A 24,527-nucleotide genomic window follows, 5' to 3' on the forward strand; every position below is an offset into this window, starting at 1 on the left:
AGTTCAGCGGCCCGGCGCGCAGGCGTTGCCGCAGGGTACACGCAGGACGGCGTCCAGCGCAGGCCTGGGCTGGCGGGCGCGATCGAACAGCAGCGGATAGTTGATGCGACCCGGCACCGGATAGTCGTTCTTCCACGACATTCCGTCGTGCACGCCCCACAGGCTCACGCGGTCGATCACGTCGCGCTTGCGATGGAACAGCGCGAACAGCTCGGCGTAGCGATCGCTCAGCTGTTGCTGCACGTCGGGCGGAAGTCCGCCGCGATACGGATCCAGGTAGCGCTTGAACTCCGGCAGCTGGAACTGCGGATGCGCCATCACCGTGCCGATGACCTGGCCTTCGCGCGTGAGCGGCAGCACGTCCACGTCGAGCTCGGTGATCATCACTTTCAGCCCGAGCGCGGCGTAGGCGTCGATCGCCGCTTCGATGTCGGGCAGCGACGGGTAGTTCAGGCCCCAGTGACCCTGCATGCCGATGCCGTCGATGCGCACGCCTTCGGCCTGCAGCTTTTTCACCATGCGAACGATGCCGTCGCGCTTCTCGGGCCGCCACGTGTTGAAGTCGTTGTAGTACAGCTGCGCGTCCGGCGCGTAGCGATGCGCGAACTGGAACGCGTGCTTCACCAGGTCGTCGCCGTCGCCGACGCTGCGCACCCACGTGGTGTCGCGATAGCCGCCGTTCTCGTCGATCACTTCGTTCACGACGTCCCACGCATCGACGCGCCCCTTGTAGCGCCCGGCCACCTTCTCGATGTAGGCGCGCATGCGCTCGATCTGCGCATCGCGCGTATTCGGCTTGCCGTCCGCATCCTTGAAGAACCAGTCCGGCGTCTGGTTGTGCCACACCAGCGTGTGGCCGATCACGTACATGCCGTGCTTGCGGCCGAAGTCGACGAACGCGTCGGCCGCGGCGAAGTCGTACACGCCGGGCTTTGGATTCACGACTTCCGCCTTCATCACGTTCTCGGCGGTGATCGCGTTGAAGTGCCTGACGGTCAGCGCCTGCGAGGCGGCATCCCGGCCGGACACGATGTCGTCGTTCACCGCGACGCCAAGCTTGAAGTCGTCGGCGTACGCAGCCTTGAGCGTGGTCGCAGGCTGCTTCGCCATCGCGAGGGAAGCGGCGGCAAGCGCGGTTGCGGCGAAAAGCGCGCGCAGGGTGGTGTGTCGTGCGGTCATGGGTGCTCCGGTGCGCGGCTTTCCAGGGTGATGCTCGTGCCCTGCAGCGCGTCGCTGTCGGCGTGCAGGGTGATGGTTCCGGTCGAACCCGGCACGGCGCGCACGATCGCGAGCGCCAGGCCGCTGAACAGTCGACGTTCGTGCGAGCCGAACGCCTCCATGTCGGTCGGGTCGCCGTTGTCGGTGGCGACGATCTCGCCGGGTCCTTCGATGATGAAGCGGATGCGGTTGCCCGCGTTCGGCACCGCGACGCCGTTGCGATCGAGCACGCGCACGGTGACGAAGGACAGATCGCGCCCGTCGTTCGCGATCACGCGACGATCCGCCACCGCGTCGATTCGCACCGGCGCATCGGCCGTACGCGTCGATGCGCTCGCCCACGGTTTGCCGTCCTTGTACGCCTGCACGCGGAGTTCGCCGGGCCGGTAGACGACGTCATCCCAGCGCAGCCGGTACTCGAACGGCGCCTTCTTCTTGCGGCCCTGCGACACGCCGTTGACGAACAGCTCCGCTTCGTCGCCCGAGGTGAACACGTGCACCGGCGTGACCTGGCCCTCGCGGCCCGGCCACGTCCAGTGCGGCAGCAGGTGCGCCATCGGCAGCTCGGGACGCCAGCGCGCCTGGTACAGGTAGTAGCGATCCTTCGGGAAACCGGCGAGATCGACGATGCCCGAATACGAACTGCGTGAGTCGTAGTACGGCGTCGGTTCGCCCAGGTAATCGAAGCCGGTCCACACGAACTCGCCCGCGACGAACGGGTGGCGATCCAGGCTTGCGAACACCTTGTCGGCGCTGGAGCCGAAATCCACCGCGTGCAGTTCGTACGCGCTGACCTGTCGGATTTTCGAATCGCCGCCGCTGCCATCGCGCACTGGCGCGCTGGTCTTGCCCGTCACCGGAAAGAGGTACACGCCGCGACTGCTGAGCGCCGATGCGGTTTCGGTGCTGAGGATCGCCTTGTCGGGGAACGCGGCATGGAAGGCGTCGTACTGCGGCGACGTGCGGATGCGCTCGGTTCCCTCGAACTCGGGCTCCTGGCGGATCCCTTCCCCTTGGTAATTCAGTCCGATCACGTCGAGCTCGCGCGGCAAGGGCATGTCCGGCTTGGCCCAGTTCATCGCGTTGATCGTCGGGCGCGTCGGATCCTCCTCGCGCACGATCGCATGCAGCTTGCGCGCGATTGCGGCGCCCGCTTCGCCCGTGTACTGCTCGCCGACCTCGTTGCCAACGCCCCACAGGACGACGGATGGATGATTGCGGTCGCGCCGCAGCATCGCGCGCAGGTCCGGTTCATGCCAATTGGGGAAAACAAGGTGGAAGTCGAGCGGCGTCTTCTTGCGTTCCCAGGAATCGAACACCTCGTCGACGACGAGAAAGCCCATGCGATCGGTAAGTTCGAGCAGCTCGGGCGCCGGCGGGTTGTGCGCCATGCGCACGGCGTTGGCGCCCATCTCGCGCAGGATGTCGAGCTGCCGCTGCGCCGCGCGTACGTTGAATGCCGCGCCGAGCGCGCCGAGATCGTGATGGTTGTTCACGCCGCGGATCGCGATGCGTTCGCCGTTGACGAAGAGGCCTTCGTTCGCGTCGAAGCGGATCGTGCGGATGCCGAACGGCGTCTCGACGCGGTCGATCGCGCGGCCGCCTCGCGACACGGTCGTGACGGCGACATAGCGGTTGGGTTGCTGCGTCGGCGGCGGGCCCCACAGACGCGGGTTCGCGAGTGTCGTGGAGGCGGCGAGCGTCGCGCTGGAGGTCTTCGGGATGCGCGCGCGACCGTGATCGATGCGCGCGACCGCGCTACCGCGGCGTTCGCCGTTCGCGTCGAGTTCGAAGATGTCGGTGCTTGCGGTGACGTCGGAGTTTTGTGGGGAATCGTTGTCGATCGATACCTCCAGCGCGATCGTCGCCGATTCCTTCGACACCTGCGGCGTCGTCACGCGCGTGCCCCAGTGCGCGACGTGCACCGGATCGGACTTCACCAGCCATACGTTGCGATACAGGCCGGCGCCGGGATACCAGCGCGCCGATTCGGGCGGATTGTCGAGGCGGATCGCGAGCTGGTTCGCGCGGCCGGGCTTCACGTAGGGCGTGAGATCCACGCGCCATCCGTTGTAGCCATAGGGCCACCCGCCGACGAGCTGGCCGTTGAGCCACACCGTCGCGTACGACATCGCGCCATCGACGTCGAGGAAGATCGAGCGGCCGGCATCACCGGCCGCGATGTCGAGCGTGCGGCGATACCACGCGGGGCCCCACGTCTGCAGGCGGCCCATGCCGCCGTACGGCCCGTCCTTGAGGAACGGACCGGCGATGGCCCAGTCGTGCGGCAAGGTGACGCGCTGCCAGCCACTGTCGTCGAAAGCGGCTTGCACGAAGGACAGGTCGCCGCCGGGATTGCCGGCCGGGCGCACGTGATGCTTCGACGGGTCGCGGGTCAGCGGATTGGCGGTCGGCAGGATCCACGGCTTGAGTACGCGTGTGCCGTCCTGTGCCGTGACTTTGGCCGCTTCGTCGGGGCGCGCATCGGCGTCCTTTCCGTCGGCGCTCTGTGCGACGTCGGGGCGGACGTCGTAATCCAGTCCCGTCGCGCCTGCGGGATCCCCTTTGTGGAAGCGCCAATCGGTGTCGAGGAGGATGCGTTGGCGGGGAGACGACGTGGGCGACGCCGCATTCGCGAAGAGCGGTGCTGCAAGCGCGAGGCCAAGGCAGAACAGCGCAAATACGACGCGCGAGCCCGCGACCCTCACAACCGATACGCCTTCTTCGGCAGCCGGTAGGCGAGGTCGATCGCGACGTCCACGGCTTCGTCCTCGTCCATGCGATGTTCCGCGACGAGCTTGCCGAGGAAAGCGCAATCGATGCGGCGCGCCACGTCGTGCCGCGCCGGAATCGACAGGAACGCGCGCGTGTCGTCGTTGAAGCCGATGGTGTTGTAGAAGCCGCCGCTGGCGAGCGTCTGCTCGCGGAAACGCCACATGCCTTCGGGCGCATCGTGGAACCACCACGCCGGGCCGAGGAACAGCGTCGGATAGTGGCCCGCGAGCGGCGCAAGCTCGCGGCTGTACGTGCTCTCGTCCAGCGTGAAGAGGATGACGTTCAGGCGCGGATCGTTGCCGAAGCGGTCCAGCAGCGGCTTCAGCGCGTGCACGTACTCGGTGCGCAGCGGGATGTCGGCGCCCTTGTCGCGACCGTAGCGATCGAACAGGCCGGCGTTGTGGTTGCGGAAGCAGCCGGGGTGGATCTGCATGACCAGTCCGTCGTCCAGGCTCATCGCCGCCATCTCCGTGAGGACCTGCGCGCGGAACAGCTCTGCCTGCGCCGGCGTCGCGCCGCCCCGTACGACCGTGTCGAACAGCTTGCGTGCTTCATCTGGCGGCAGGTTTGCCGTCGCGGCCGATGGATGGCCGTGGTCGGTCGACGTCGCGCCCATGCGCTTGAAGAACTCGCGACGCTGGCGATGCGCGCGCAGGTAGCCGTCCCAGGTATAGACGTGCTCGCCGGTGATTTCGCCGAAGCGCTGCAGCGCCGACGGGAACTGCTCGTGCTCGGGATCGACCACCGGATCGGGGCGATACGCGGTGATGACGCGGCCCTTCCAGCCGCTGTCTACGATCGCCCGGTGATGCTCCAGCGACTCCAGCGGCGATTCAGTGGTGGCGATGACCTCGATGTTGAAGCGCTCGAACAACGCGCGCGGCGTGAACTGAGGCGTCTGCAGCGCGTCGGTGATGCGGTTGTAGTAGGTATCGGCCGTGCTTTCGTCGAGCCGCTGGCGCAGGCCGAACACCTCGCAGAAAACGTGGTTCAGCCACATCGACGACGGCGTGCCGCGGAACAGGTGGAAGTGGCGCGCGAACACGCGCCACGCCGCGCGTGGATCGACGTTCGCACGCGAGCCGTCCGCCCGCGGGATGCCCAGTTCGTCCAGCGACACGCCCTGGCTGTAGAGCATGCGGAAGACGTAGTGATCCGGCACCAGCAGCAGTTCGGTCGCGTTGGCGAACGGCGCGTTGGTCGCGAACCACGACGGATCGGTGTGGCCGTGCGGGCTCACGATCGGCAGCGTCGCCACTTCGCGATACAGGCGACGCGCGATGTCGCGCGTGGTCGCGTCGCTTGGGAACAGGCGGTCTTCGTGGAGGTGGAGGGCGGTGCTCATGATGGGCTCGTCTGTTGTGTTCTGAGCTGCGTTGCGTGGGTCGTCGTTCCCGCGCAGGCGGGAATCCATGGGTGTCGACTGCGTTTACGGCGTTGTGGCGCAAGCTGGCTTCAAAGTTTCGGGCTCTCCACGGGGCCGAGATAGCTCTGCCGCGCTCCGTCCCGTGCGATCTCAACGCGCTGCAGCACCACGCCCGGATCGACGCGCCAGATGCGCAGTGTGCGATTGCCCGCCTTCGCATCGTGGCGCGAGGTGCCGACGTACACACTGTCGCTCACCGCGTGTTCCCACGCCCTGAAATCGGCATGGCCGGGCGTCGGGTCGCTCTTCACGGTGACGATCCTCGGCGCTTCGCCGTCGATGGACACCGCATAGCGCAGGCCGCCGCGATGCCGGAAATCCAGCGTCGGCGACATGACCACGCGCACGTTGATGACGCCGTCGTGCGCCAGATGAACCGGGTATTCGAGCCACGAACCGCGTTCGTCGGTGGTGCCGGCCGGTGCCGTCACGGGGAACGAGGTGACGCCCGACAGCGTGCGGCCCAAGTTCGGAATCGTGCGCCACTGCACGCCGTCGCTCGCGACGGCGCGTGCATGGTGTTCGGCCTCGATGGCGATTCGACCATCGCTTTCGACGAAGCCGCGGATCTTGCCGGCATTCGCGCGTTGCTCGATCGGGACATCAATCGACACGCGTGTGCCCTCATCGCCGCGCAGCGTGACGCGTGCAGTGCGTGCGTTCGCGGGAATGGCGTCCCAGTCGACCTCGACCCGCAGCGCGAATTCGTCATCGACTTCGCCAGCGGTCGGCGACACGCGCAGCCACGGTTGTGAGGCGGAGGCTTCGAAGCGGAACGGCTTCGCGCCGCGGTTGAATACCGTGACCGCACGCGAGCGGTGGGCGAGGGCATCCAAAGGCGGCAGCACGGCGGCGGATTTCGCGCCCGGCCACGCGGCCGTGTCGCCTTCGATCACGACGCCCATCGACGCGGCAGCCTTCGGCGTCACCGTCTCCAGCGTCGGCATGATGTTGCGCTCGGGCTGCTGCCAGCCGGTGTAGCCGATGCGCGGCTGCGACATCATGTGGACCCACTTGCCGCCGGCGATGTCGTGCTCGTAGACACGCGCGAGTTCGGAATCGCGCGCGAACAGCGAGCGCGCGAGCTCACCCTGCGCGTTCGCCGAGACGCGCCCCTGCTTCGCATACAGCCGGTTGCGGCCGGTCGCCACGTACATCGCGGTGAGGTTCGCGCTGGCGGCGATCGGGTATTCGACCAGCTGGTAGTACGCGTCGCGATACTGCGGGCCAAGCACGGCCCCGATCGCGCGCGCACGTTCGACCAGGGCGCTCCAGTCCGCATTGACGCGGTCGGCCTCGGCGTCGTTCACCAGGCTGAAGGTCTCCGGCGACAGCAGTTCCGGCTTGCGGCGCGCGTTGTACTGCGTATAGCGCATGAGCAGTTCGCCGATTTCGCGCGCGTGCTGCGGGCCGAACTGTTCGGCCGCCCATTGCGCGGGATAGCGCGCGAGCTCGTCGATTCCGAGCGCTTCCGGCTTCCACGCGTAGTCGAGGAAGAACGAGATCGGGAACTCCATCGGCTTCAGGTCGCCGACGTTGACGATCCACAGCTGCCTTGCGCCGTACTCGTACGCCAGGTGCATCTGCTCCCACGTGCGCTCGATCTGCGTCGTGTTGAGCCATTTGTAGTTGCGCGGCCCACCGACGTAATCGAAGTGGTAATACACGCCATGGCCACCGCCGCGCGTTTCGCCGGGCTTCGGCAGGCGGCGGAGGTTGCCCCAGTTGTCGTCGGCGAACAGCAGCGTGACGTCATCCGGAACCTTCATGCCCGCGTCGAAGTAGTCCTGCACTTCCTTGTAGAGCGCCCACACCTGCGGCGTTTCCTCCGGCGGTTTGCCGGTCAGCTCACGCAGGATGTTGCGCTGGTCGGCGACGATGGTCTGCAGCAGGTCGATGGCGGTGTCCTGCGCCATCGGTTCGTCGCCGTCGCCGCGCATGCCGAGCGTCACCACGCTTTCATGCGAACCCATGCGCGCGATGCCGTCGCGCCAGAAGGCGCGCAGGTTGTCGGCATTCTTCGTGTAGTCCCATGCGCCCTGGCCGTGGCGTTTCCACTCCACGTGCGCGCGCATCATCGGCTCGTGGTGGCTGGTGCCGATGACGACGCCGTATTGGTCGGCGAGCTGCGGATTGCGCGGGTCGTCGTCGGCGAACGCGCGGCCCCACATCGCCGGCCACAGGTAATTGCCCTTCAGGCGCAGCACGAGTTCGAACACGCGTTCGTAGAACTGGTGGTTCGGCCCGCCGTAGGTGGCTTTCATCCAGCCGCCGAGCGCGGGATCCTCGTCGTTGAGGAAGATGCCGCGATAGCGCACCTGCGGCGCATCGACGAAGCGACCCGGTGCGACGTAGCGGGTGCTGCGCGCCTGCACCGGCACGTCGGCCCACCAGTTCCACGGCGACACGCCGAGCCGGCGCGAGACTTCGTACAGGCCGAAGATCGTGCCGCGCTTGTCGGCGCCGGCGACGATCAACGCGCGATCGATGCCGGGCTCGGGACGCTCCACGACCTGCAGCAGGTAGCCTTCCCAGGTGTTCGCGACGCCGCGCGTATCGAGCTTGTGCTTCGCGACGATGCGATCGATGCGTGGGCTGCGCCCAAGCGTGCCGGCGATGATCGCGGTCTTCGTCGTTTTCGGATTCGCGTGTGCGCCGGCGACTTTTGCAAGATCGCCTTCGACGTCGCGCGCCGCACGCAGAACGCCGGGGAAATCCGCGTCGTCGACGATCACGCGCGCGACGCGGCCGTTGTCGACCAGCGCAAACGCGCCGGCCACCGCGTCGTCGCAGATCGCGGCAGGCTGCGTGCAGTTGTCCGCCGCGCGCGACACGACGGGCGAGAAGGACAGCACGAGCGCCGCGATGGCGGCCGACGCGGACGACCTCATTGCGCGGGCTTCGCCGCCGTGCCGCGCACGTACTCGCGCAGCCACTGCAACGCCGGCCGCTCGCTGCCGTCCTTGCGCACGAGGTAGGCCTTTTCCTTCTGGCGCCACAGGCCCGGGCGGAAACCCCACAGCGTCACGCCCTTGACCGCCGGATGCTCCCAGAACACCGGGAAGATGCGCTGGTAATCCTTCAGCTGCTGCTCGTCGGTCGGGCCGTCGATGTCCAGTTCGGTGACGTAGATCGGCAGGCCGCTTTCGGCGAGCAGGTCGAGGTTCGCCTTGTGTACCGACATCGGCACGTCGGGCGTCGTCGCGAACGCATGACCCTGCACGCCGATGCCGTCGAGAAGGTTGTCGCGACGCAGGATGTCGATGATCTCGCGATAGCGCTTCGTCGCGTCGGGCTTGTTGGTGATGTTGTAGTCGTTGATGAGCAGCTTGGCATTCGGGAAGTGCTTGCGCGCGAGGCGATAGGACTCGACGATCCAGTCCCAGCCGGTCGTGCCGCTGCCGCCGAGCGCTTCGATGTAGTTGCCGCCGCCCTTGTCGTCCTTGTTCGGCGGATCGTTGAGCGGCTCGTTGACGACTTCGACGTAATCGAGGTCGGGATAACGCTCCGCCACGGCGGCGAACCACTCCTCGATTTCCTCACGCTGTTCGGCGACGGGGAGCTTCTCGATCCACTCCGGCTGCTGGTTGCCCCACACCATCACGTGCATCTGGAAGGGCAAGTGGTGGTCCTTCGCGACGCGGTACGCCTCGTCGAGCCCGCGCCAGTCCATGCGGTCGCGGCGCTTCTCGACTTCGCCCCACTTGCCGGCGTTTTCCGGCGTGACCTTGTTCCAGTAGACCGTGAAGTCCTTCGCCTGCGGCTTGCCGTAGGCGCTGCCCAGGAACTTCGCATTGCCGGCGGCGAGCTGCGTCGGCGCGGCCTGCTGCGCGAACGCCGGCGACAGCGCGGTGGCGAGCAGTGCGAACAGGATCGTGTGGCGGTGTTTCATTCGATTCCCCTGTGGAGATGGAGGCGACGCGTCACGCGGCCGGCGCGCGTTCGAACGCGGCCGGCTGCAGTTTCGGAACGAGCAGGTGCACGACTGCGAGCGCGACCAGGTACGCGCAGCCGGCGATCAGGAAGATGCGCGCGTAGCTGCCGGTGGATTCCAGCTGCGCCCCGGTGAAGACCGACATCAGCATGCCGCCGACCGCGCCGGCGAAGCCGCCGATGCCCACCACGGACGCGACCGCGTGGCGCGGGAACATGTCCGAGGGCAGGGTGAACACGTTCGCCGACCAGCCCTGATGGCCGGCCATGGCGAGGCCGATCAGCGCCACGGCGATCCACAGGTTGTCCACCTGCGTGACCAGCACGATCGGCGCCACGCACAGCGCGCAGGTGAGCATCGCGCCCTTGCGCGCGCGGTTCACGTCCCAGCCCATGCGCATGAAGCGCCCCGCGAGCCAGCCGCCGGCGATGCTGCCCACGTCGGCCATCAGGTACACCACGATCATCGGCAGGCCAATCGTGCTGAGCGAGAGCTTGTATTCCGACGCGAGGAACTTGCCGAGCCAGAACAGGAACAGCCACCACACCGGATCGGTGATGAACTTCGCCGCGACGAACGCCCACGCCTGGCGGTGGCGCAACAGCTGCAGCCACGGCACCTTCACCGTCGGTTCGGGCGGATCGCTGCGGATGTAGTCGAGTTCGGCCTTCGTCAGCTTCGGCTGGTCGTCGGGCGTGCGATACGTGAGAAGCCAGGCGGCGAGCCACGTTGCGCTGAGCACGCCGGTGAACAGGAACGCCGCCTGCCAGCCCCACGTTGCGGCGATGATCGGGACCAGCAGCGGCGCGAGCACCGCGCCGACGTTGGACCCCGCGTTGAACACGCCGACCGCGAGCGCGCGTTCGCGACGCGGGAACCATTCGGCGACGGTCTTGATGGCCGCGGGAAAGTTGCCGGCTTCGCCCAGGCCCAGCGCGAAACGCGCGGCCGCGAAACCGACAACGCTGCCGGCCAGCGAGTGCGCCATCGCGGCGAGGCTCCATACGCTGATGGCGATGGCGTAACCGATGCGCGTGCCGAAGCGGTCGATGATCGCGCCGGTGCACAGCAGGCCGATCGCGTACGCCGCCTGGAACGAGGTGACGATGTAGCCGTACTCGATCTCGTTCCAGCCGATCTCGGTCTGCAGGAACGGCGCGAGCACGCCGAGCACCTGGCGGTCGACGTAGTTGATCGTCGTGGCCGCCAGCAGCATCGCGCAGACGCGCCAGCGGTACTTGCCGACTCTGGCGGTTGGCGTGGGGACCCCTTGGGAGGCGGTGTCATTCATGGGATTGCGCCCGTTCTGCGTGCATGCGGGGAGGGACGTGGGGCATCGGCGCGAGGTCCTCCTGCACGCATGGCAGGTGTGGAATGACGGGGAAAGTGGTAGCGCTATCACCGCCGGGCGGGAAATCGGTGCCCGGCAATACGCGCCACCCCCATATCCAACCTGCTTTCAGGGCGAAACGTCATGCTGCGTTGCGACAAATCCGCGTAGACACGTCCCGGAATTCCATGTCGCACCGCAGCGTGCGGCCGGACAAATGGTAGCGCTACCATCCGGACCACTTGTCCGACCCACTGGAAACCGGGGTCATTGCGTCAAACAGGTTTCTACACAAAACGAGTGCGGCGAATCCTAGAGATCGCCGCGTACCAGAAACGGGAGGGGAGTACGGTGCAGAAGTTCGCAAGAAACACGCTGTCGCGCGCGTTGGGCCTGGCGCTGTTGGGTATGGCCAGCTCGACGGCTTTCGCGCAGCAGCAGGCCGCCACGCCGGCGGCCGACACGCAATCCACGCAGGCGCAGGCCGAGCAAGCGCAGTCCACGCAGGACCAGGTGACCGAACTCGACCGGGTCGTCGCGAGCGGTTTCCGCCAGAGCCTTGAGTATTCGACGATGGCCAAGCGCGAGGCCAGCGGCTTCGTCGACGCCATCTACGCCGAGGACATCGGCAAGTTCCCGGACGTCAACATCGCCGAGTCGCTCGCGCGCATCCCGGGCATCCAGCTCAACCGCGACGTCAACGGCGAAGGCCTCAACGTCGCCATCCGCGGCCTGCCCAGCAGCTTCACCAAGACGACCATCAACGGCCAGTCCGTGGCGACGGCGTCGATCGGCCTGGACGCGCAGAACGCGAACCGCGAAGTCGACCTGAACCTGTTCCCGACCGAATTCTTCACGCAGCTGAAGGTGTACAAGTCGCCGACGGCGGCGCTCACCGAAGGCGGCGCGTCCGGCGTGGTCGACATGCGCAACGTGCGTCCGTTCGACAATCCGGAGTCGCAGGTCACCTATTCGCTGCAGGCCGACTACAACGACGTCAGCGAGAAGACGAGCCCGCGCGGCACCGTGATCGGCAGCTGGCTCAACGACGACAAGACCTTCGGCGTGCTGGTGGGCGTGACCTCGCAGCGCGGCCACATCGGCGTGGACGGCTACGAGACCGTCGGCTGGACCAATCCGAACCTGACCAACGCGCAGTGCGGCAACGGCGCGGCGAACGGCGGCGGCTTCCCGGCGCTGGGCCAGCCCTGCAACGTCACCGGCGGCAACGGCTGGCGCATTCCGGACAGCATCGCCAGCCGTCCGGGCGAGACCATCGACGCGCAGTGGCTGCGCGACCACAACCCGGGCCTGACCACGCAGCAGATCGGCGAAGCGCTGATCCCGCGCCTCGGCCGTCCGGTGCACATGTCCGGCGATCGCGACCGCGATGCGTTCCTGGGCTCGGTGCAGTGGCGCCCGAACGAGAACCTCGAGGTGTACGCCGACGTGCTGTACACCGAGGCGCACCGCACCAACGACCGCATCGACATCAACCTGATCGGCCGCAACGGCGCGATGGTGCCGACGAACATGCAGCTGGACGCCAACAACGTCGTCACCAGCGCCACGTTCGAGAACGCGCAGTACTTCCTGGAAGCCCGGCCGTACGTCGAAGACGTCAAGTACTGGCAGTTCACGCCGGGCGCGACGTTCTGGTTCGACGAGGACATCAAGCTCGACGTGCAGGCCAGCGTCAGCCGCAGCTGGATGTACCGCGAGTCGCCGACCATCCTGTTCAACTCGCCGGTCACCACCGTGCAGTACACGAACAACGGCGATATCCCGACCGCGCAGAGCGGCCTGGACCTGAACGATCCGAACATCGGCTGGACCTGGACCGGCGGCCGCGTCTGGGCGCAGAACGAGAAGCGCGTGACCGAGACCGGCGGCCTCAACGCCAGCCTGCAGTTCGGCGACGACCGCAACAACGTCACCATGGGCATCGCCTACGACGAGAACTCGCGCACCATCGTCGGCTTCGGCGACACGGGCACGAACTGGCAGCCGTACGCGTTCTCGCAGGTTCCGAGCTCCGCGCTTCCGAACTACCTCAGCCCGGGCCCGGCCGGCTTCGTGACGGTCGACTTCGACCGCTTCATGGCCGACACGAACTACGCCTTCTACCGCGATTCGGCGGCCGAGGCGAACAACGCCAACACCAGCGCCCCGACGGGCGGTTTCGATGAAGCCAACACGGCGGCCTTCATCATGGTCAACGGCGAGTCGGAGATCTGGCACCGCAACCTGCGCTTCAACATGGGCGTGCGTTACGCGATGACCGACCAGGACATCAGCGGCCCGGTCACCATCGGCGGCGTGCGCCAGTGGCAGACGCTGAGCAGCGACTACAACGAATGGCTGCCGTCGTTCAGCGCGGCGTGGGACGTGGCCGAAGACGTGGTGCTGCGCACCTCGGCCTCGCGCACGATGACGCGTCCGAACCCGAGCTCGATGCTGCCGGCGACGACCTTCAGCGACATCTCCGCGCAGGTCGCCACGCAGGGCAACCCGGACCTGACCCCGTACACCTCGACCAACTTCGACATCGGCGGCGAGTGGTACACCGGCGGTGAAGGCTTCGTCGGCCTGACGCTGTTCAACAAGCGCATCAAGGGCTACACCTACCAGGGCGTGGTCACCCGTCCGTTCACCGACCTCGGCATTCCGTTCGAAAGCCTGGTCGATGCGCAGCAGCAGGCGATCAACTCGCGCGGCGGCCCGAACGTGGCGACGGTCAACGTGCAGCAGCAGGTCAACGCCGACGCCGAGCTGGAGATCAACGGCTGGGAAGCGATCTGGGTGCAGCCGCTGAGCATCGTGCTCGACGGCCTGGGCTTCATGGCCAACTACTCGAAGATCGATATCTCCACCATCGGCAAGGATGCGGCCGCGCTGTCGAGCAACGTCTACGGCCTGTCGCCGAGCCTGTGGAACGCGACCATCTACTGGGAGAACGACGTCGCCCAGGCGCGCCTGTCGTACAACTGGCAGGAAGGCTCCGCCGCCAGCGGTTCCAACCAGCAGGGCATTCCGTTCGCGCAGCTGTACGGCGAGGATCGCGGCCAGCTCGACCTGTCCAGCAGCTACACGCTGGTCAACGTGAAGTCCAAGCCGCAGATCTTCTTCAACGTGACCAACATCCTGGGCGAGGAGCGCCGTTCCTTCTTCGCCTTCGAGAACGCGGTCAACGACATGTACGATTTCGGCACCACGTACACGGTCGGCGTCCGCGGCACGTTCTGATGCGGTAAACCTCCCCCGCGCCCGCGGGGGAGAGGGGAAAACGCGGCCCGTCCAGTGCAGCGCACCGGGCGGGCCGTGGTGTATATGAAGCGGCGGCACAGCGCACACGACAGGTGATCATGAACAGCACTTCCGAACCGTTGTCGGTCACCGAAAAGATCGGCTACAGCCTCGGCGACCTCGCCGCGAACCTCATCTTCCAGACGCTGGTGACGTTCCTGGCGTTCTTCTACACCGACGTGTACCGCATCCCGGCGGCCACGGCGGCCACCATCATCTTCATCGGCGGCATCCTCGGCGCGTTCGTGTTCACGCCGATCGTGGGCATCGCCGCCGACCGCACCAACACGCGCTGGGGCAAGTTCCGTCCGTGGATCCTGTGGACGGCGATTCCCTTCGGCGTGTTCTCGCTGCTGGCCTTCAGCACGCCCGATCTCGCGCCCGGCGCGAAGGTCGCCTACGCGATGGGCACCTACACGCTGCTGGTGATGATCTACGCGGCCAACAACCTGCCGTACTCGGCCCTGAGCGGCGTGCTCACCGGCTCGATGGCGCAGCGCAACAGCCTGTCGGCGTACCGCTTCGTCGCGGTGATGGTCGCGCAGTTCATCATCCAGGCGCTGCTGCTGCCGCTGGTGCTGATCCTCGGCGACGGCGACAAGGTGCGCGGCTTCCACAACACGATGATGCTGTTCGCCATCGTCGGCACGGTGTTCTTCCTGATCACCTTCTTCACGACGAAAGAGCGCATCGTCCCCGCGCCGGAGCAGAAGTCGAGCGTGAAGCAGGACCTGTCGGACCTGGCGCGCAACCGCCCGTGGGTGGTGATGCTGATGCTCACGATCCTGGTGTTCGTGACGCTCGCGCTGAAGGGCGGCATGTACGTGTACTACTTCAAGTACTACCTGAGCGAGCCGCACCTGGCGGGGTTCCTCGACGAAGTCGGCTTCAACGGCTTCATCGCGGGACTCAACTCGGTGCTCACCGGCATGGGCCTGACGGAGTTCCAGTGGCCGAAGGACGCGCCGACGTCCGCGCTGAGCCTGTTCAACGCCGGCGGCATCATCTTCATGATCCTCGGCATCGGCTTCTCGAAGAAGCTCGCCGACCGTTTGGGCAAGCGCGACGTGTTCGGCGGCGCGCTGCTGGTGTCCACGCTGTTCATGCTGGTGTTCCTGCTCTTCCCGCCGCAGGCCACGTGGGTGGTGTTCGGCGCGCAGATCCTGCACGGCTTCTTCTACGGCATCACCATTCCGCTGCTGTGGGCGATGATCGCCGACGTCGCGGATTACTCCGAATGGAAGAACCACCGCCGCGCCACCGCGATCATCTTCTCGGCGATGCTGTGCGGGCTGAAGATCGGTCTGAGCGTCGGCGGCGCATCCGTCGCCGGCATCCTCGCGTACTACGGTTACAACGCCGATGCCGCGATGCAGTCGCCGCAGACCGTCGACGGCATCCGCCTGGCGGTGAGCCTGTACGCATCGATTCCGTTCCTGCTGTGCGTGGTGCTGCTGTTCCTGTACGAGATCAACAAGCCGATGGAATCGCGCATCGAACAGGAACTCACCGCCCGCCGCCTGCAAACCGCCTCGGCCTGATCCGGAGATTCCCCATGTCCGACCTCTCCCAGAACCAGGACCTCGGCGCCATCGCCGCCAAGGCGATCTCGCAGCCGCTGGTCACGCACATCTACACCGCCGATCCGTCCGCGCACGTGTTCGAAGGCAAGCTGTACGTCTACCCCTCGCACGACATCGACGCCGGCATTCCGTTCGACGATGAAGGCTCGCACTTCGGCATGGAGGACTATCACGTCCTGCGCATGGACTCGCCCGACGGCGAGGCCGTGGACTGCGGCGTCGCGCTGCACGTGCGCGACGTGAAGTGGGCGCAGCGCCAGATGTGGGCGCCGGACGCGGCGACGAAGGACGGGAAGTACTACCTGTATTTCCCGGCCAAGCGCGCCGATGGCGTGTTCCAGATCGGCGTCGCCGTCGGCGATCGCCCGGAAGGTCCGTTCGTTCCGCAGCCCGAGGCCATCGCCGGCAGTTATTCGATCGATCCGGCGGTGTTCACCGACGAGGACGGCGAAAGCTACATGTACTTCGGCGGCCTCTGGGGCGGCCAGCTGCAGAAGTACCGCGACAACGTGCGCGACGAGGCGCACGCCGAGCCGGGCGACGACGAGGCCGCGCTCGGCCCGAAGGTCGCGCGCCTGCGCGGCGACATGCTGGAGTTCGCCGAAGCGCCGCGCGAGGTCGTGATCCTCGACGAAAACGGCGAACCGCTGAAGGCTGGCGACCACGAGCGCCGTTTCTTCGAGGCGTCTTGGCTGCACCGGTTCGGCGGGAAGTACTACTTCTCGTATTCGACCGGCAACACGCACCTGCTGTGCTATGCGGTCGGCGACAGCCCGTACGGACCGTTTACCTACCAGGGGCCGATCCTGACGCCGGTCGTGGGCTGGACCACGCATCACTCCATCGTCGAGTTCGATGGACAGTGGTTCCTGTTCTATCACGACAGCATCCTGTCGGGCGGCGTGACGCACCTGCGTTCGATCAAGGTCGCGTCGCTGCAGCACGACGCGAACGGCCGCATCGTCACCATCGACCCGTATGGCGCGTGACGCCGCGACGGCGCGGCTCGAACCGGGCCCGCTGGTGACGCTCACGCATGGCGCGATGTCGGTCGACGTCGCGCCGCAGGCCGGCGGGCGCATCGCGCAGATCCGCGTCGACGGCATCGGTCAACTCGCGGGTTTCAGCCACGACAACGACGCGACGATCGGCTGGGGTTCGTATCCCATGGTGCCGTGGGCGGGGCGCGTGCGTCGCGGCGAATTCGCGTTCGAAGGCACGTCGCACCGGTTGCCGGCGAACCTCGGCGTGCACGCGATCCACGGCGCCGGCTTCGCGCTGCCGTGGCAGGTCGATTCGCAATCGCCGCACCACGTCGGGTTGTCGCTGGCGCTGCCGGCGGATGAGCGCTGGCCGTTCGGCGGCATCGCACGGCAACGCATCGAGCTCGAAGCACGCGGCCTGCGCATGACCCTGTCGGCCACCGCCGGCGAACGCGCGATGCCGGCGGAACTGGGCTGGCATCCGTGGTTCCTCAAGCCCGACCGCATCGAGTTCGCCCCGACCGCGTGGTATCCGCGCGACGACGACGGCATGGCGACGCGTCCGCTTGCGCCGCCGCCGCCCGGCCCGTGGGACGACTGCTTCATGAACGACGCGCCGGTCATGCTGCATCGTGGCGCACAGCGCGTCACGCTGACCTCCGATTGCGCGCACTGGGTCGTGTTCGACATGCCCGAGCGAACGACGTGCGTGGAGCCGCAGAGCGGCCCGCCGGATGCCTTCAACCTCGAACCGCGCGTACTGGCGCCGGGGCAGACGCTGGAGCGCTGGTTCCGGCTGGCGTGGTGACGCCGCTTCGATGAACGACTGTGACCGCCCTCGCGCATGCGCAAGGGCGATCGATACGGACCTCAATGTTCCCCGGACAGCGCCGTTAACCCAATCGTGTCCTGGGGCGGCTCATGTTCATCATCATCGGTTTCATCGTCGTAATCGGCAGCGTGCTGGGCGGTTTCGTGCTGTCGCACGGCCAGCTGGGCGCGTTGTGGCAGCCCTATGAGTTGCTCATCATCGGCGGCGCCGCGGCGGGCGCGTTCCTCGTCGCCAATCCGCTGAAGGTCGTCAAGGCGTGCGTGGGCGGCATTCCGCGCCTGCTCAAGGGCTCGCATTACAAGAAGTCGGACTACGTCGACATCCTCGCCATGCTCTACGACGTGCTGATGAAGGCGCGTCGCGAAGGCATGATGGCGATCGAGCGCGACGTGGACGAACCGCAGACGAGCGAGCTGTTCCAGAAGTACCCGAAGCTGCTCGCCGACAAGCCGCTGATGGAATTCACCACCGACTGCCTGCGCCTGATGGTCAGCGGCAATTTCGAGGCGCACGAGCTCGAACAGGTGCTCGACATCGAGCTGGAAACGCATTCGAAGGAAGCGGGCGAGCCCGCGCACGCGCTGCAGGTGCTGGCCGACTCGCTGCCGGGCTTCGGCATCGTCGCGGCGGTGCTGGGCATCGTGATCACGATGGCGTCCATCGGCGGCGAAGCGTCCGAGATCGGTCACCACGTCGCAGCCGCGCTCGTCGGCACCTTCCTCGGCATCCTGCTGGGTTACGGCTTCGTGGGCCCGCTCGCGGCGGCGATGCACCACCACGCGCAGGAAGAGGCCAAGGCGTTCGAGGTCATCAAGATGGCGTTGGTGTCGAGCGTGCGCGGTTACGCGCCGAGCGTGGCCGTGGAATTCGCGCGCAAGCTGCTGTTCTCCGACATGCGCCCGGCCTTCGCCGACCTGGACGCGCACCTGCGCGGCAAGCGCTGACATGGCCGCCAATCGCGAACGGCCGGTCATCATCCTCCGGCCGATCAAGCGCGTGGCCGGCGGGCATCACGGCGGCGCGTGGAAGGTCGCCTACGCGGACTTCGTGACCGCGATGATGGCGTTCTTCCTGGTGATGTGGATCGTCGGCATCACCGACAAGCAGCAGCGCGCCGCGATTTCCGAATACTTCAAGAACCCCAGCGCCGTGGTCGGCAAGTCGCTCAAGCCCGCGCCGGGCGCGAACGGTCCCGGCGGCGCCGCGGACCGCCTGATCCCCACCACCAGCGCGGTCGCCGTCGCGGGCGGGCATGGCGCGGAGTTCGGCGCACGCGAGCCGATGAAGCTCTCGCCGCAGCAGGCCCGGGACATCGCGCGCGAGGAAGAAAAGCGCCGACTCGACGCGCTCAAGCGGACGCTGGAAGAGGCGGTCGAACGCAGCCAGGCATTGGCGCCGTTCAAGGACCAGCTGTTGATCGACCTCACGCCGGAAGGCCTGCGCATCCAGATCGTCGACAAGCAGAACCGGCCGATGTTCGACAACGCGAGTGCGCGCCTGAAGGACTACGCGCACGCGCTGCTCGGCGAGATGGGCGGCCTGCTCAACGATGCCCACCACCGCATCGCGCTTAGCGGCCACACCGACGAGGTGCCGTACCACTCGGCGGGCGGCTACGGGAACTGGGAACTGTCCGCCGAACGCGCCAACGCCGCGCGTCGCGCGCTCGTCGAAGGCGGGCTGGAAGAAGACCGCATCTCGCGCGTGGTCGGACTGGCGGCGTCGGTGCCGTTCGACAAGCGCGATCCACGCTCGCCGTTGAACCGTCGCATCAGCATCGTCGTGCAGAACCCGGAAGCCGACGTCATGACGCCGGCCGACAGCCTGCCCGGCAGCGGCGCACCAGCGCCGGGCGCGCTGCCGGAAGTGGGGCCCAACCGGGTCGCAGGTGCGCCGGACGAAGCGGAACACGGGCACGGCTGACGCCCCGGTTTGCACTGGACGGTGCCTCGCCTTGCCGGTACGGTCGGCAGACTTTCGACCGGGGAACAGGGAATGCTCAGGTACTTCGCAAGGCAGGCCGTCTTCACGCTGGCGCTGGCGATCTCCGCCGCCGTGCCGGCCGCAGCCAACGAAATCCATCCGAACATGGATGCCACGGCGATCCTCGACCAGCAGCGGCAGCTCCGCGTCGAGGTGGAACAGCGCAGCGGCCGGTACAAGGACATGCCCGCCACCGAGCGCGCCACGCTGCTGCGCGAGCAGGACAAGGTCTTCACCTTGCTGCGCGACCGCAGCGCGATCACGGAGCTGCCCGAGGCCGATCGCATCCTCGTGTTCAACTCGCTCGAATCCATCTCCGCCATCGTCAACCGCGCGCCGGAAGAGAAGCTGGTGTGCGAGCGCACGCGGAAGGTCGGCAGCAACCGAACGGAGACTGTCTGCATGACCGCCGCCGAACGCCGCGCGCGTCGCGAAGCCGACGCCAAGGCGCTGGGCGATCGCAATGCCGCCTGCCTGAAAGGCGGCGCGGATTGCCTCTAGCGCGTTCGTCGGCGACCGGCGCGCATCACGGGCGCGGGGGCGGGCAGGGACTATGATCGGGCGGCGCGCGCCAGGCGCGCTGCAGGCATCCGCGTAGTCCGTCCGAACCCCCACCCGGAGAGCGACCATGAGCGAACACGTCTACAAGCACCTCGAGCTGACCGGCTCGTCGAAGACCAGCACCGACGATGCGATCCGTCGCGCGATCGAGCGCGCGTCGGAGACGGTGCGCAACATCAAGTGGTTCTGCGTGCAGGACGTCCGCGGCCACGTCGAGGACGGAAAGGTCGCCCACTGGCAGGTGACGATCAAGGTGGGGTTCACGCTGGAGGAGTGAGGGGCGCGCTTGGGCTTCTGTTGCTCTGAGGCCTCTTCGTGAACAGCATCGCGAGTGCGAGCGTTGATGCTCTACCGACCCTCACCCCAACCCCTCTCCCGGTGGGAGAGGGGCTAAACCGTCATTCCAGCGAAAGCTGGAATCCATGTGGATTCGCGCGAGCAGGGTTGAGGTTCTCGATCAAGCATCGAGGATCCGTCGCGATGGGAAGCAATGCGCAGCGCTGTACGGACCCGGTCGTTCGCCCGTATCGCTTCGTTACCCCTCACCCCAACCCCTCTCCCGCAGGGAGAGGGGCTGAACCGTCATCCCGGCGAAAGCCGGGACCCAGGCCCGCAGCGCATGGGCACCGCGGCGCCGCTTCTCTCACCCCCAACCCCTCTCCCGGTGGGAGAGGGGCTGAAGCACGCACTCAGTGCGCGCTGACCGCCGCTTCGGCATAACGCGGCGTCGCCGCCATCGCCGGTGCGCTGTCACGCGCGGACTTCGAACCCGACAGGTCGGCGACCTTGTAGCCGGCGGTCTGCATCGTGTGCAGCAGCGGGTTGTCGAAGGGGCGGTCGATCGTCTTGCGCAGGTTGTACAGGTGGCTGCGCAGCGTGTCCGAATCAGGCGATTCGCCCTTCCAGATCTCGCGCTCGATTTCCTGGCGCGACACCACGCGCGGCGATTCGCGCATGAGGATGCTCAGCAGCTGGAAGCCCGTCGGCGACAGGTGCAGTTCCATGCCGTCGCGGTGGACGGTCATCGCTTCCGGATCCAGCACCAGGTCGGCCACGCGCAGGACGCCGCCCCCCATCGCCTTGCGGCCGCGGCGGATGAGCACGGCGATGCGCGCCTCCAGTTCCTGGATCGCGAACGGTTTGGTCAGGTAATCGTCGGCGCCGGCTTCAAGGCCGGTGACCTTGTCGTCGAGCGTGTCGCGCGCGGTGAGCATCAGCACCGGCGTCGAACGGCGCTGCTCGGCGCGGATGCGACGGCACACGTCCAGCCCGTCCAGGCGCGGCAGCGTGCGGTCGAGGATGATCGCGTCGTAGGTGTTTTCCGCGGTGAGTCGCAGTGCGTCGGCGCCGTCGCGCGCGAAGTCGACTTCATAGCCGCGCGCTTCGAGGAATTCACCGACCATCTCTGCGATCGCCATGTGATCCTCGACGATGAGGATGAGTCCGCCGGCCGCCTTCATGGTGTCTCCTTAAGGAATGTGGGAACGCTGTGCGTGAAGGCTGCGAATCCGGTCGTGAAATTGATGTGAGCGGTAACGCGATCGCGACGCGGTGCGGGCGGACAGACGCGACGGCGCGCACGGTTCACCGCTCGCTGATCGCCTCGCCGATACAGTCCCGCGCATGCATCGCAGCCGCCTGGGACAGATCATCATCGACTGCAACGGCGACCTGGAGCGCGCCGCCGCGTTCTGGGCGGCGGCGCTCGGCCATCGCGCCTCGACGCTGTCGGATCCGCAGGACGCGCATTACCGGCAGCTCGACGTCGAAACCGACCAGCCGCGCATCCTGCTGCAACGCGTCGAGCATCCCAGCCGCGTTCATCTGGACATCGAAACCGACGACGTCGAGGCCGAAGTCCGCCGCCTGGAAGCGCTCGGCGCGCGTCGCATCGCGCAGGTGCGCACCTGGTGGGTCATGGAGGCCCCGACCGGCCACCGCTTCTGCGTCCTGCCGCCGCAGCGGCCGGATTTTGCCGAGCGTGGCGGCTTGCGGGGCCATTGAGCAGCGATGCCGCAGGCAAGCGATCTCATCCAGCTGCGACCCGAAGGGCTGTACTGCCCCGCCGGCGATTTCCACATCGACCCCTGGCTGCCGGTGCCGCGCGCGGTGATCACGCACGGCCATGGCGACCACGCGCGCGAGGGCATGGGCGAGTACCACTGCACGCCGGGCACGGCGCCGATCCTGCGCTGGCGGCTCGGCGATCAGCGGATCGTCGAGCACGCGCACGGCGAGCCGTTCGACATGAACGGGGCGCGCGTGTCGCTGCATCCGGCGGGCCACGTGCTGGGCTCGGCGCAGGTGCGCGTGGAGGTCGATGGCGAGGTCTGGGTCGCCTCGGGCGACTACAAGCGCCAGCCCGATCCGACCTGCGCGCCGTTCGAGGTCGTGCCGTGCGACGCATTCATCACCGAGGCGACCTTCGCGCTGCCGGTCTACCGCTGGCCGGACACAAGCGACGTCGTCGCGGAGATCGTGCAATGGCGCCGCACCTGCGAGGCGCGCGGCGAAGCGGCAGTGCTGTTCTGCTACGCGCTGGGAAAGGCGCAGCGCGTGCTGGCCGAACTGGCCGCGTTCGACGAGCCGCCGCCGTTGCTGCACGGCGCGATCGCCGCGGGCGTGGAGGTGTACGGCGCGGCTGGCATCGCGATGGCGGCGACGGAGCTGGTCTCCGAACAGGGAGCGCGTGCCGACCACGCGGGGCGCCTCGTGCTTGCGCCGCCGTCTGCGGCGGGAAGCCCGTGGCTGCGGCGGTTTCGTCGTGCGCAGCAGGGCTTCGCATCGGGATGGATGCGCATCCGCGGCAATCGCCGTCGTCGCAACTACGACCGCGGCTTCGTGATTTCCGATCACGCCGACTGGCCCGACCTGCTGCGCACGATCGAACAGACCGGCGCCCGTCGCGTGTTCGCCACGCACGGCACGACCGACGCGCTGGTGCGCACGCTGTGCGAGCAGGGCGTCGATGCGAAGACGTTGCGGACCAGCTTCGGCGACGACGCATGAAGCGCTTCGCCGACCTCTACCGCGAGCTCGATCAAAGCACCGCGACCAGCGACAAGCGCGCGGCGTTGATCGCCTACTTCCGCGACGCGCCGCCGGCCGATGCGGCATGGGCGCTGTGGCTGCTATCGGGCGGCAAGCTGTCGCGCATCGCCAACACGCGCGAGCTGCACGAGTGGATCGTCGCCGAGAGCGGCCTGCCGTCGTGGCTGGTCGAGGAAAGCCACGGCCACGTGGGCGATCTGGCCGAAACGCTGGCGCTGCTGCTCGACGATCCGGACGAAGCGGCGCCAGAGCGCACGCTGTCGCAGTGGATCGAACTGCACCTGCTGCCGGTCGCGAACCAGGCGCCTGAGTTGCGCCACGCCGCGGTCGTCGAAGGCTGGCGCACTCTGCCGACCGACCAGCGCCTGCTGTTCAACAAGCTGCTCACCGGCGCGCTGCGCGTGGGCGTCTCGCAGCGGCTGGTGCAGCAGGCGCTCGCCGAACTGTCGGGGCTCGACATCGCGTTGATCGCCCAGCGCATGCTCGGCGCGTGGACGCCGACACCGCAGTTTCTCGGCGACCTGCTGTCGGCGGGCGTGCTGGAAAGCGACAGCCGCCAGCCGTATCCGTTCTTCCTCGCCTCGCCGCTGGAAGTCGAACCCGACGCGCTCGGGTCCATCGACGACTGGTTGCTGGAGTGGAAGTGGGACGGCATCCGCCTGCAGCTGATCCGTCGCGAAGGCGAGATCGCGCTGTGGTCGCGCGGCGAGGAGCGGCTGGACGGGCGCTTCCCCGAGATCGAAGCGGCCGCGACGCGCCTGCCCGACGACGCGGTGATCGACGGCGAACTGCTGGGCTGGCGCGAAGGCGACCGCCCGCTGCCGTTCACCGCGTTGCAGACGCGCATCCAGCGCCGGAAGCCCGGTGCGAAGACGCTGAGCGACACGCCCGCGCGCGTGCTCGCCTACGACCTGCTCGAACTGCACGGCGAAGACCTGCGCGAACGCCCGCTGCACGAGCGGCGCGCGCTGCTCGACGAGCTGCTGTCGCGCTTCGACAGTCGCGTGATCGTCGCCTCGCCGCGCGTGGACGCACGCGACTGGAGCGAGGCCGCAATACTTCGCGAAAGCGCGCGCGAACGCGGCGTCGAAGGGCTGATGCTCAAGCGGATGGATTCGCCGTATCGCACCGGGCGCCGGCGTGGCGACTGGTGGAAGTGGAAGATCGATCCGCTCACCATCGATGCGGTGCTGCTGTACGCGCAGCCGGGGTCGGGGCGCCGCAGCACGTTGTTCACCGACTACACCTTCGGCCTGTGGGACGGCGATGCGCTGGTGCCGGTGGCGAAGGCATATTCGGGCTTGAGCGACGAGGAAATCCTCACGCTGGACCGCTGGATCCGCGCGAACACGATCGAGCGCTTCGGTCCGGTGCGTGCGGTCACGCCGCAGCACGTGTTCGAGCTCGGATTCGAAGCGGTGAACGTGAGCACGCGGCATAAATCGGGCATCGCCGTGCGTTTCCCGCGCATCCTGCGCTGGCGCCACGACAAGCCGGCGCCGGAAGCGGACCGGCTCGACACCTTGCGTGCGCTGGCACGCTGAA

General features: G+C 67.5%; 18 protein-coding genes. 11 read left to right on the forward strand and 7 right to left on the reverse strand.

Features of this window, described 5'->3' with window-relative positions; genetic code table 11:
- Nucleotides 1-3 precede the first annotated feature (3 nt).
- The 6 genes from ABIE51_RS03670 to ABIE51_RS03695 form a co-directional block, all read right to left on the reverse strand.
- On the reverse strand, nt 4-1,110 hold the full coding sequence (locus ABIE51_RS03670) for an endo-1,4-beta-xylanase (protein WP_354504793.1): 1,107 nt from the start codon (nt 1,108-1,110) through the stop codon (nt 4-6).
- Nucleotides 1,111-1,175: 65 nt separating this feature from the next.
- Nucleotides 1,176-3,926: a beta-galactosidase GalB gene (gene galB / locus ABIE51_RS03675; protein WP_502913247.1), complete on the reverse strand. Its 2,751-nt coding sequence runs from the start codon at nt 3,924-3,926 to the stop codon at nt 1,176-1,178.
- On the reverse strand, nt 3,923-5,338 hold the full coding sequence (gene uxaC, locus ABIE51_RS03680; RefSeq protein WP_502913248.1) for a glucuronate isomerase: 1,416 nt from the start codon (nt 5,336-5,338) through the stop codon (nt 3,923-3,925). Before uxaC ends, galB begins: the two co-directional genes overlap by 4 nt.
- Nucleotides 5,339-5,448: 110 nt before the next feature.
- Nucleotides 5,449-8,310, reverse strand: coding sequence for a glycosyl hydrolase 115 family protein (locus tag ABIE51_RS03685; protein ID WP_192632278.1), 2,862 nt, complete (start codon nt 8,308-8,310; stop codon nt 5,449-5,451).
- Nucleotides 8,307-9,311 (reverse strand): endo-1,4-beta-xylanase, encoded by a 1,005-nt coding sequence (locus ABIE51_RS03690; RefSeq protein WP_192632279.1) that lies wholly within the window; start codon nt 9,309-9,311, stop codon nt 8,307-8,309. The genes ABIE51_RS03685 and ABIE51_RS03690 overlap by 4 nt, the downstream gene beginning before the upstream one ends.
- A gap of 31 nt (nt 9,312-9,342) precedes the next feature.
- Nucleotides 9,343-10,644 carry an MFS transporter gene (locus tag ABIE51_RS03695; RefSeq protein ID WP_192632280.1) on the reverse strand — a complete coding sequence of 434 codons (1,302 nt, stop codon included), beginning with the start codon at nt 10,642-10,644 and terminating at the stop codon, nt 9,343-9,345.
- A gap of 447 nt (nt 10,645-11,091) precedes the next feature.
- Between ABIE51_RS03695 and ABIE51_RS03700 the strand changes: the two genes are divergently transcribed.
- The 8 genes from ABIE51_RS03700 (at nt 11,092) to ABIE51_RS03735 (ending at nt 20,208) form a co-directional block, all read left to right on the forward strand.
- Nucleotides 11,092-13,929, forward strand: coding sequence for a TonB-dependent receptor (locus ABIE51_RS03700; RefSeq protein ID WP_192632599.1), 2,838 nt, complete (start codon nt 11,092-11,094; stop codon nt 13,927-13,929).
- Nucleotides 13,930-14,048: 119 nt separating this feature from the next.
- Nucleotides 14,049-15,530 carry an MFS transporter gene (locus ABIE51_RS03705; RefSeq protein ID WP_192632281.1) on the forward strand — a complete coding sequence of 494 codons (1,482 nt, stop codon included), beginning with the start codon at nt 14,049-14,051 and terminating at the stop codon, nt 15,528-15,530.
- Nucleotides 15,531-15,544: 14 nt separating this feature from the next.
- Nucleotides 15,545-16,561 carry a glycoside hydrolase family 43 protein gene (locus ABIE51_RS03710; RefSeq protein ID WP_192632282.1) on the forward strand — a complete coding sequence of 339 codons (1,017 nt, stop codon included), beginning with the start codon at nt 15,545-15,547 and terminating at the stop codon, nt 16,559-16,561.
- Nucleotides 16,551-17,363 (forward strand): aldose epimerase family protein, encoded by an 813-nt coding sequence (locus ABIE51_RS03715; protein ID WP_192632283.1) that lies wholly within the window; start codon nt 16,551-16,553, stop codon nt 17,361-17,363. The genes ABIE51_RS03710 and ABIE51_RS03715 overlap by 11 nt, the downstream gene beginning before the upstream one ends.
- A gap of 113 nt (nt 17,364-17,476) precedes the next feature.
- A complete protein-coding gene (gene motA / locus ABIE51_RS03720; RefSeq protein ID WP_192632284.1) occupies nt 17,477-18,331 on the forward strand; it encodes a flagellar motor stator protein MotA in 855 nt (284 codons plus the stop codon).
- A gap of 1 nt (nt 18,332) precedes the next feature.
- The gene (gene motB / locus ABIE51_RS03725) at nt 18,333-19,310 is read left to right on the forward strand and encodes a flagellar motor protein MotB (protein ID WP_192632285.1); all 978 of its coding nucleotides are present in this window, start codon (nt 18,333-18,335) and stop codon (nt 19,308-19,310) included.
- Nucleotides 19,311-19,382: 72 nt separating this feature from the next.
- Nucleotides 19,383-19,871, forward strand: coding sequence for a hypothetical protein (locus ABIE51_RS03730; protein WP_192632286.1), 489 nt, complete (start codon nt 19,383-19,385; stop codon nt 19,869-19,871).
- Nucleotides 19,872-19,998: 127 nt separating this feature from the next.
- Nucleotides 19,999-20,208 (forward strand): dodecin, encoded by a 210-nt coding sequence (locus ABIE51_RS03735; protein ID WP_115841233.1) that lies wholly within the window; start codon nt 19,999-20,001, stop codon nt 20,206-20,208.
- 412 nt (nt 20,209-20,620) lie between these two features.
- Here ABIE51_RS03735 and ABIE51_RS03740 read toward each other — a convergent pair whose 3' ends face one another.
- Nucleotides 20,621-21,391 (reverse strand): response regulator transcription factor, encoded by a 771-nt coding sequence (locus ABIE51_RS03740; RefSeq protein ID WP_192632287.1) that lies wholly within the window; start codon nt 21,389-21,391, stop codon nt 20,621-20,623.
- A 163-nt stretch (nt 21,392-21,554) separates the two neighbouring features.
- On the opposite strand from ABIE51_RS03740, the gene ABIE51_RS03745 reads away from it, so the two are divergent.
- From ABIE51_RS03745 to ABIE51_RS03755, 3 genes are read left to right on the forward strand one after another with little or no spacing between them, the layout of a single operon-like run.
- Nucleotides 21,555-21,935 carry a VOC family protein gene (locus ABIE51_RS03745; RefSeq protein WP_192632288.1) on the forward strand — a complete coding sequence of 127 codons (381 nt, stop codon included), beginning with the start codon at nt 21,555-21,557 and terminating at the stop codon, nt 21,933-21,935.
- A 6-nt stretch (nt 21,936-21,941) separates the two neighbouring features.
- A complete protein-coding gene (locus tag ABIE51_RS03750) occupies nt 21,942-22,940 on the forward strand; it encodes a ligase-associated DNA damage response exonuclease (protein ID WP_192632289.1) in 999 nt (332 codons plus the stop codon).
- Complete coding sequence (locus ABIE51_RS03755; protein ID WP_192632290.1) at nt 22,937-24,526, forward strand: ATP-dependent DNA ligase; 1,590 nt, start codon at nt 22,937-22,939, stop codon at nt 24,524-24,526. The genes ABIE51_RS03750 and ABIE51_RS03755 overlap by 4 nt, the downstream gene beginning before the upstream one ends.
- Nucleotide 24,527 lies beyond the last annotated feature (1 nt).

The organism is Lysobacter sp. OAE881 (assembly GCF_040546665.1).
In the GTDB taxonomy this organism is placed as follows: Bacteria; Pseudomonadota; Gammaproteobacteria; order Xanthomonadales; family Xanthomonadaceae; genus Lysobacter_J; species Lysobacter_J soli.

Excerpts from the sequence above, each read along its gene's own strand:
- ABIE51_RS03705 (WP_192632281.1), top strand. The coding sequence starts at position 14,049 with ATGAACAGCACTTCCGAACCGTTGTCGGTCACCGAAAAGATCGGCTAC.
- ABIE51_RS03715 (WP_192632283.1), top strand. The coding sequence starts at position 16,551 with ATGGCGCGTGACGCCGCGACGGCGCGGCTCGAACCGGGCCCGCTGGTG.
- ABIE51_RS03750 (WP_192632289.1), top strand. The coding sequence starts at position 21,942 with ATGCCGCAGGCAAGCGATCTCATCCAGCTGCGACCCGAAGGGCTGTAC.
- ABIE51_RS03740 (WP_192632287.1), bottom strand. The coding sequence starts at position 21,391 with ATGAAGGCGGCCGGCGGACTCATCCTCATCGTCGAGGATCACATGGCG.
- ABIE51_RS03685 (WP_192632278.1), bottom strand. The coding sequence starts at position 8,310 with ATGAGGTCGTCCGCGTCGGCCGCCATCGCGGCGCTCGTGCTGTCCTTC.
- ABIE51_RS03690 (WP_192632279.1), bottom strand. The coding sequence starts at position 9,311 with ATGAAACACCGCCACACGATCCTGTTCGCACTGCTCGCCACCGCGCTG.
- ABIE51_RS03670 (WP_354504793.1), bottom strand. The coding sequence starts at position 1,110 with ATGGCGAAGCAGCCTGCGACCACGCTCAAGGCTGCGTACGCCGACGAC.
- ABIE51_RS03735 (WP_115841233.1), top strand. The coding sequence starts at position 19,999 with ATGAGCGAACACGTCTACAAGCACCTCGAGCTGACCGGCTCGTCGAAG.
- ABIE51_RS03755 (WP_192632290.1), top strand. The coding sequence starts at position 22,937 with ATGAAGCGCTTCGCCGACCTCTACCGCGAGCTCGATCAAAGCACCGCG.
- uxaC (WP_502913248.1), bottom strand. The coding sequence starts at position 5,338 with ATGAGCACCGCCCTCCACCTCCACGAAGACCGCCTGTTCCCAAGCGAC.
- ABIE51_RS03710 (WP_192632282.1), top strand. The coding sequence starts at position 15,545 with ATGTCCGACCTCTCCCAGAACCAGGACCTCGGCGCCATCGCCGCCAAG.
- motB (WP_192632285.1), top strand. The coding sequence starts at position 18,333 with ATGGCCGCCAATCGCGAACGGCCGGTCATCATCCTCCGGCCGATCAAG.
- ABIE51_RS03745 (WP_192632288.1), top strand. The coding sequence starts at position 21,555 with ATGCATCGCAGCCGCCTGGGACAGATCATCATCGACTGCAACGGCGAC.
- ABIE51_RS03695 (WP_192632280.1), bottom strand. The coding sequence starts at position 10,644 with ATGAATGACACCGCCTCCCAAGGGGTCCCCACGCCAACCGCCAGAGTC.
- ABIE51_RS03700 (WP_192632599.1), top strand. The coding sequence starts at position 11,092 with ATGGCCAGCTCGACGGCTTTCGCGCAGCAGCAGGCCGCCACGCCGGCG.
- ABIE51_RS03730 (WP_192632286.1), top strand. The coding sequence starts at position 19,383 with ATGCTCAGGTACTTCGCAAGGCAGGCCGTCTTCACGCTGGCGCTGGCG.
- motA (WP_192632284.1), top strand. The coding sequence starts at position 17,477 with ATGTTCATCATCATCGGTTTCATCGTCGTAATCGGCAGCGTGCTGGGC.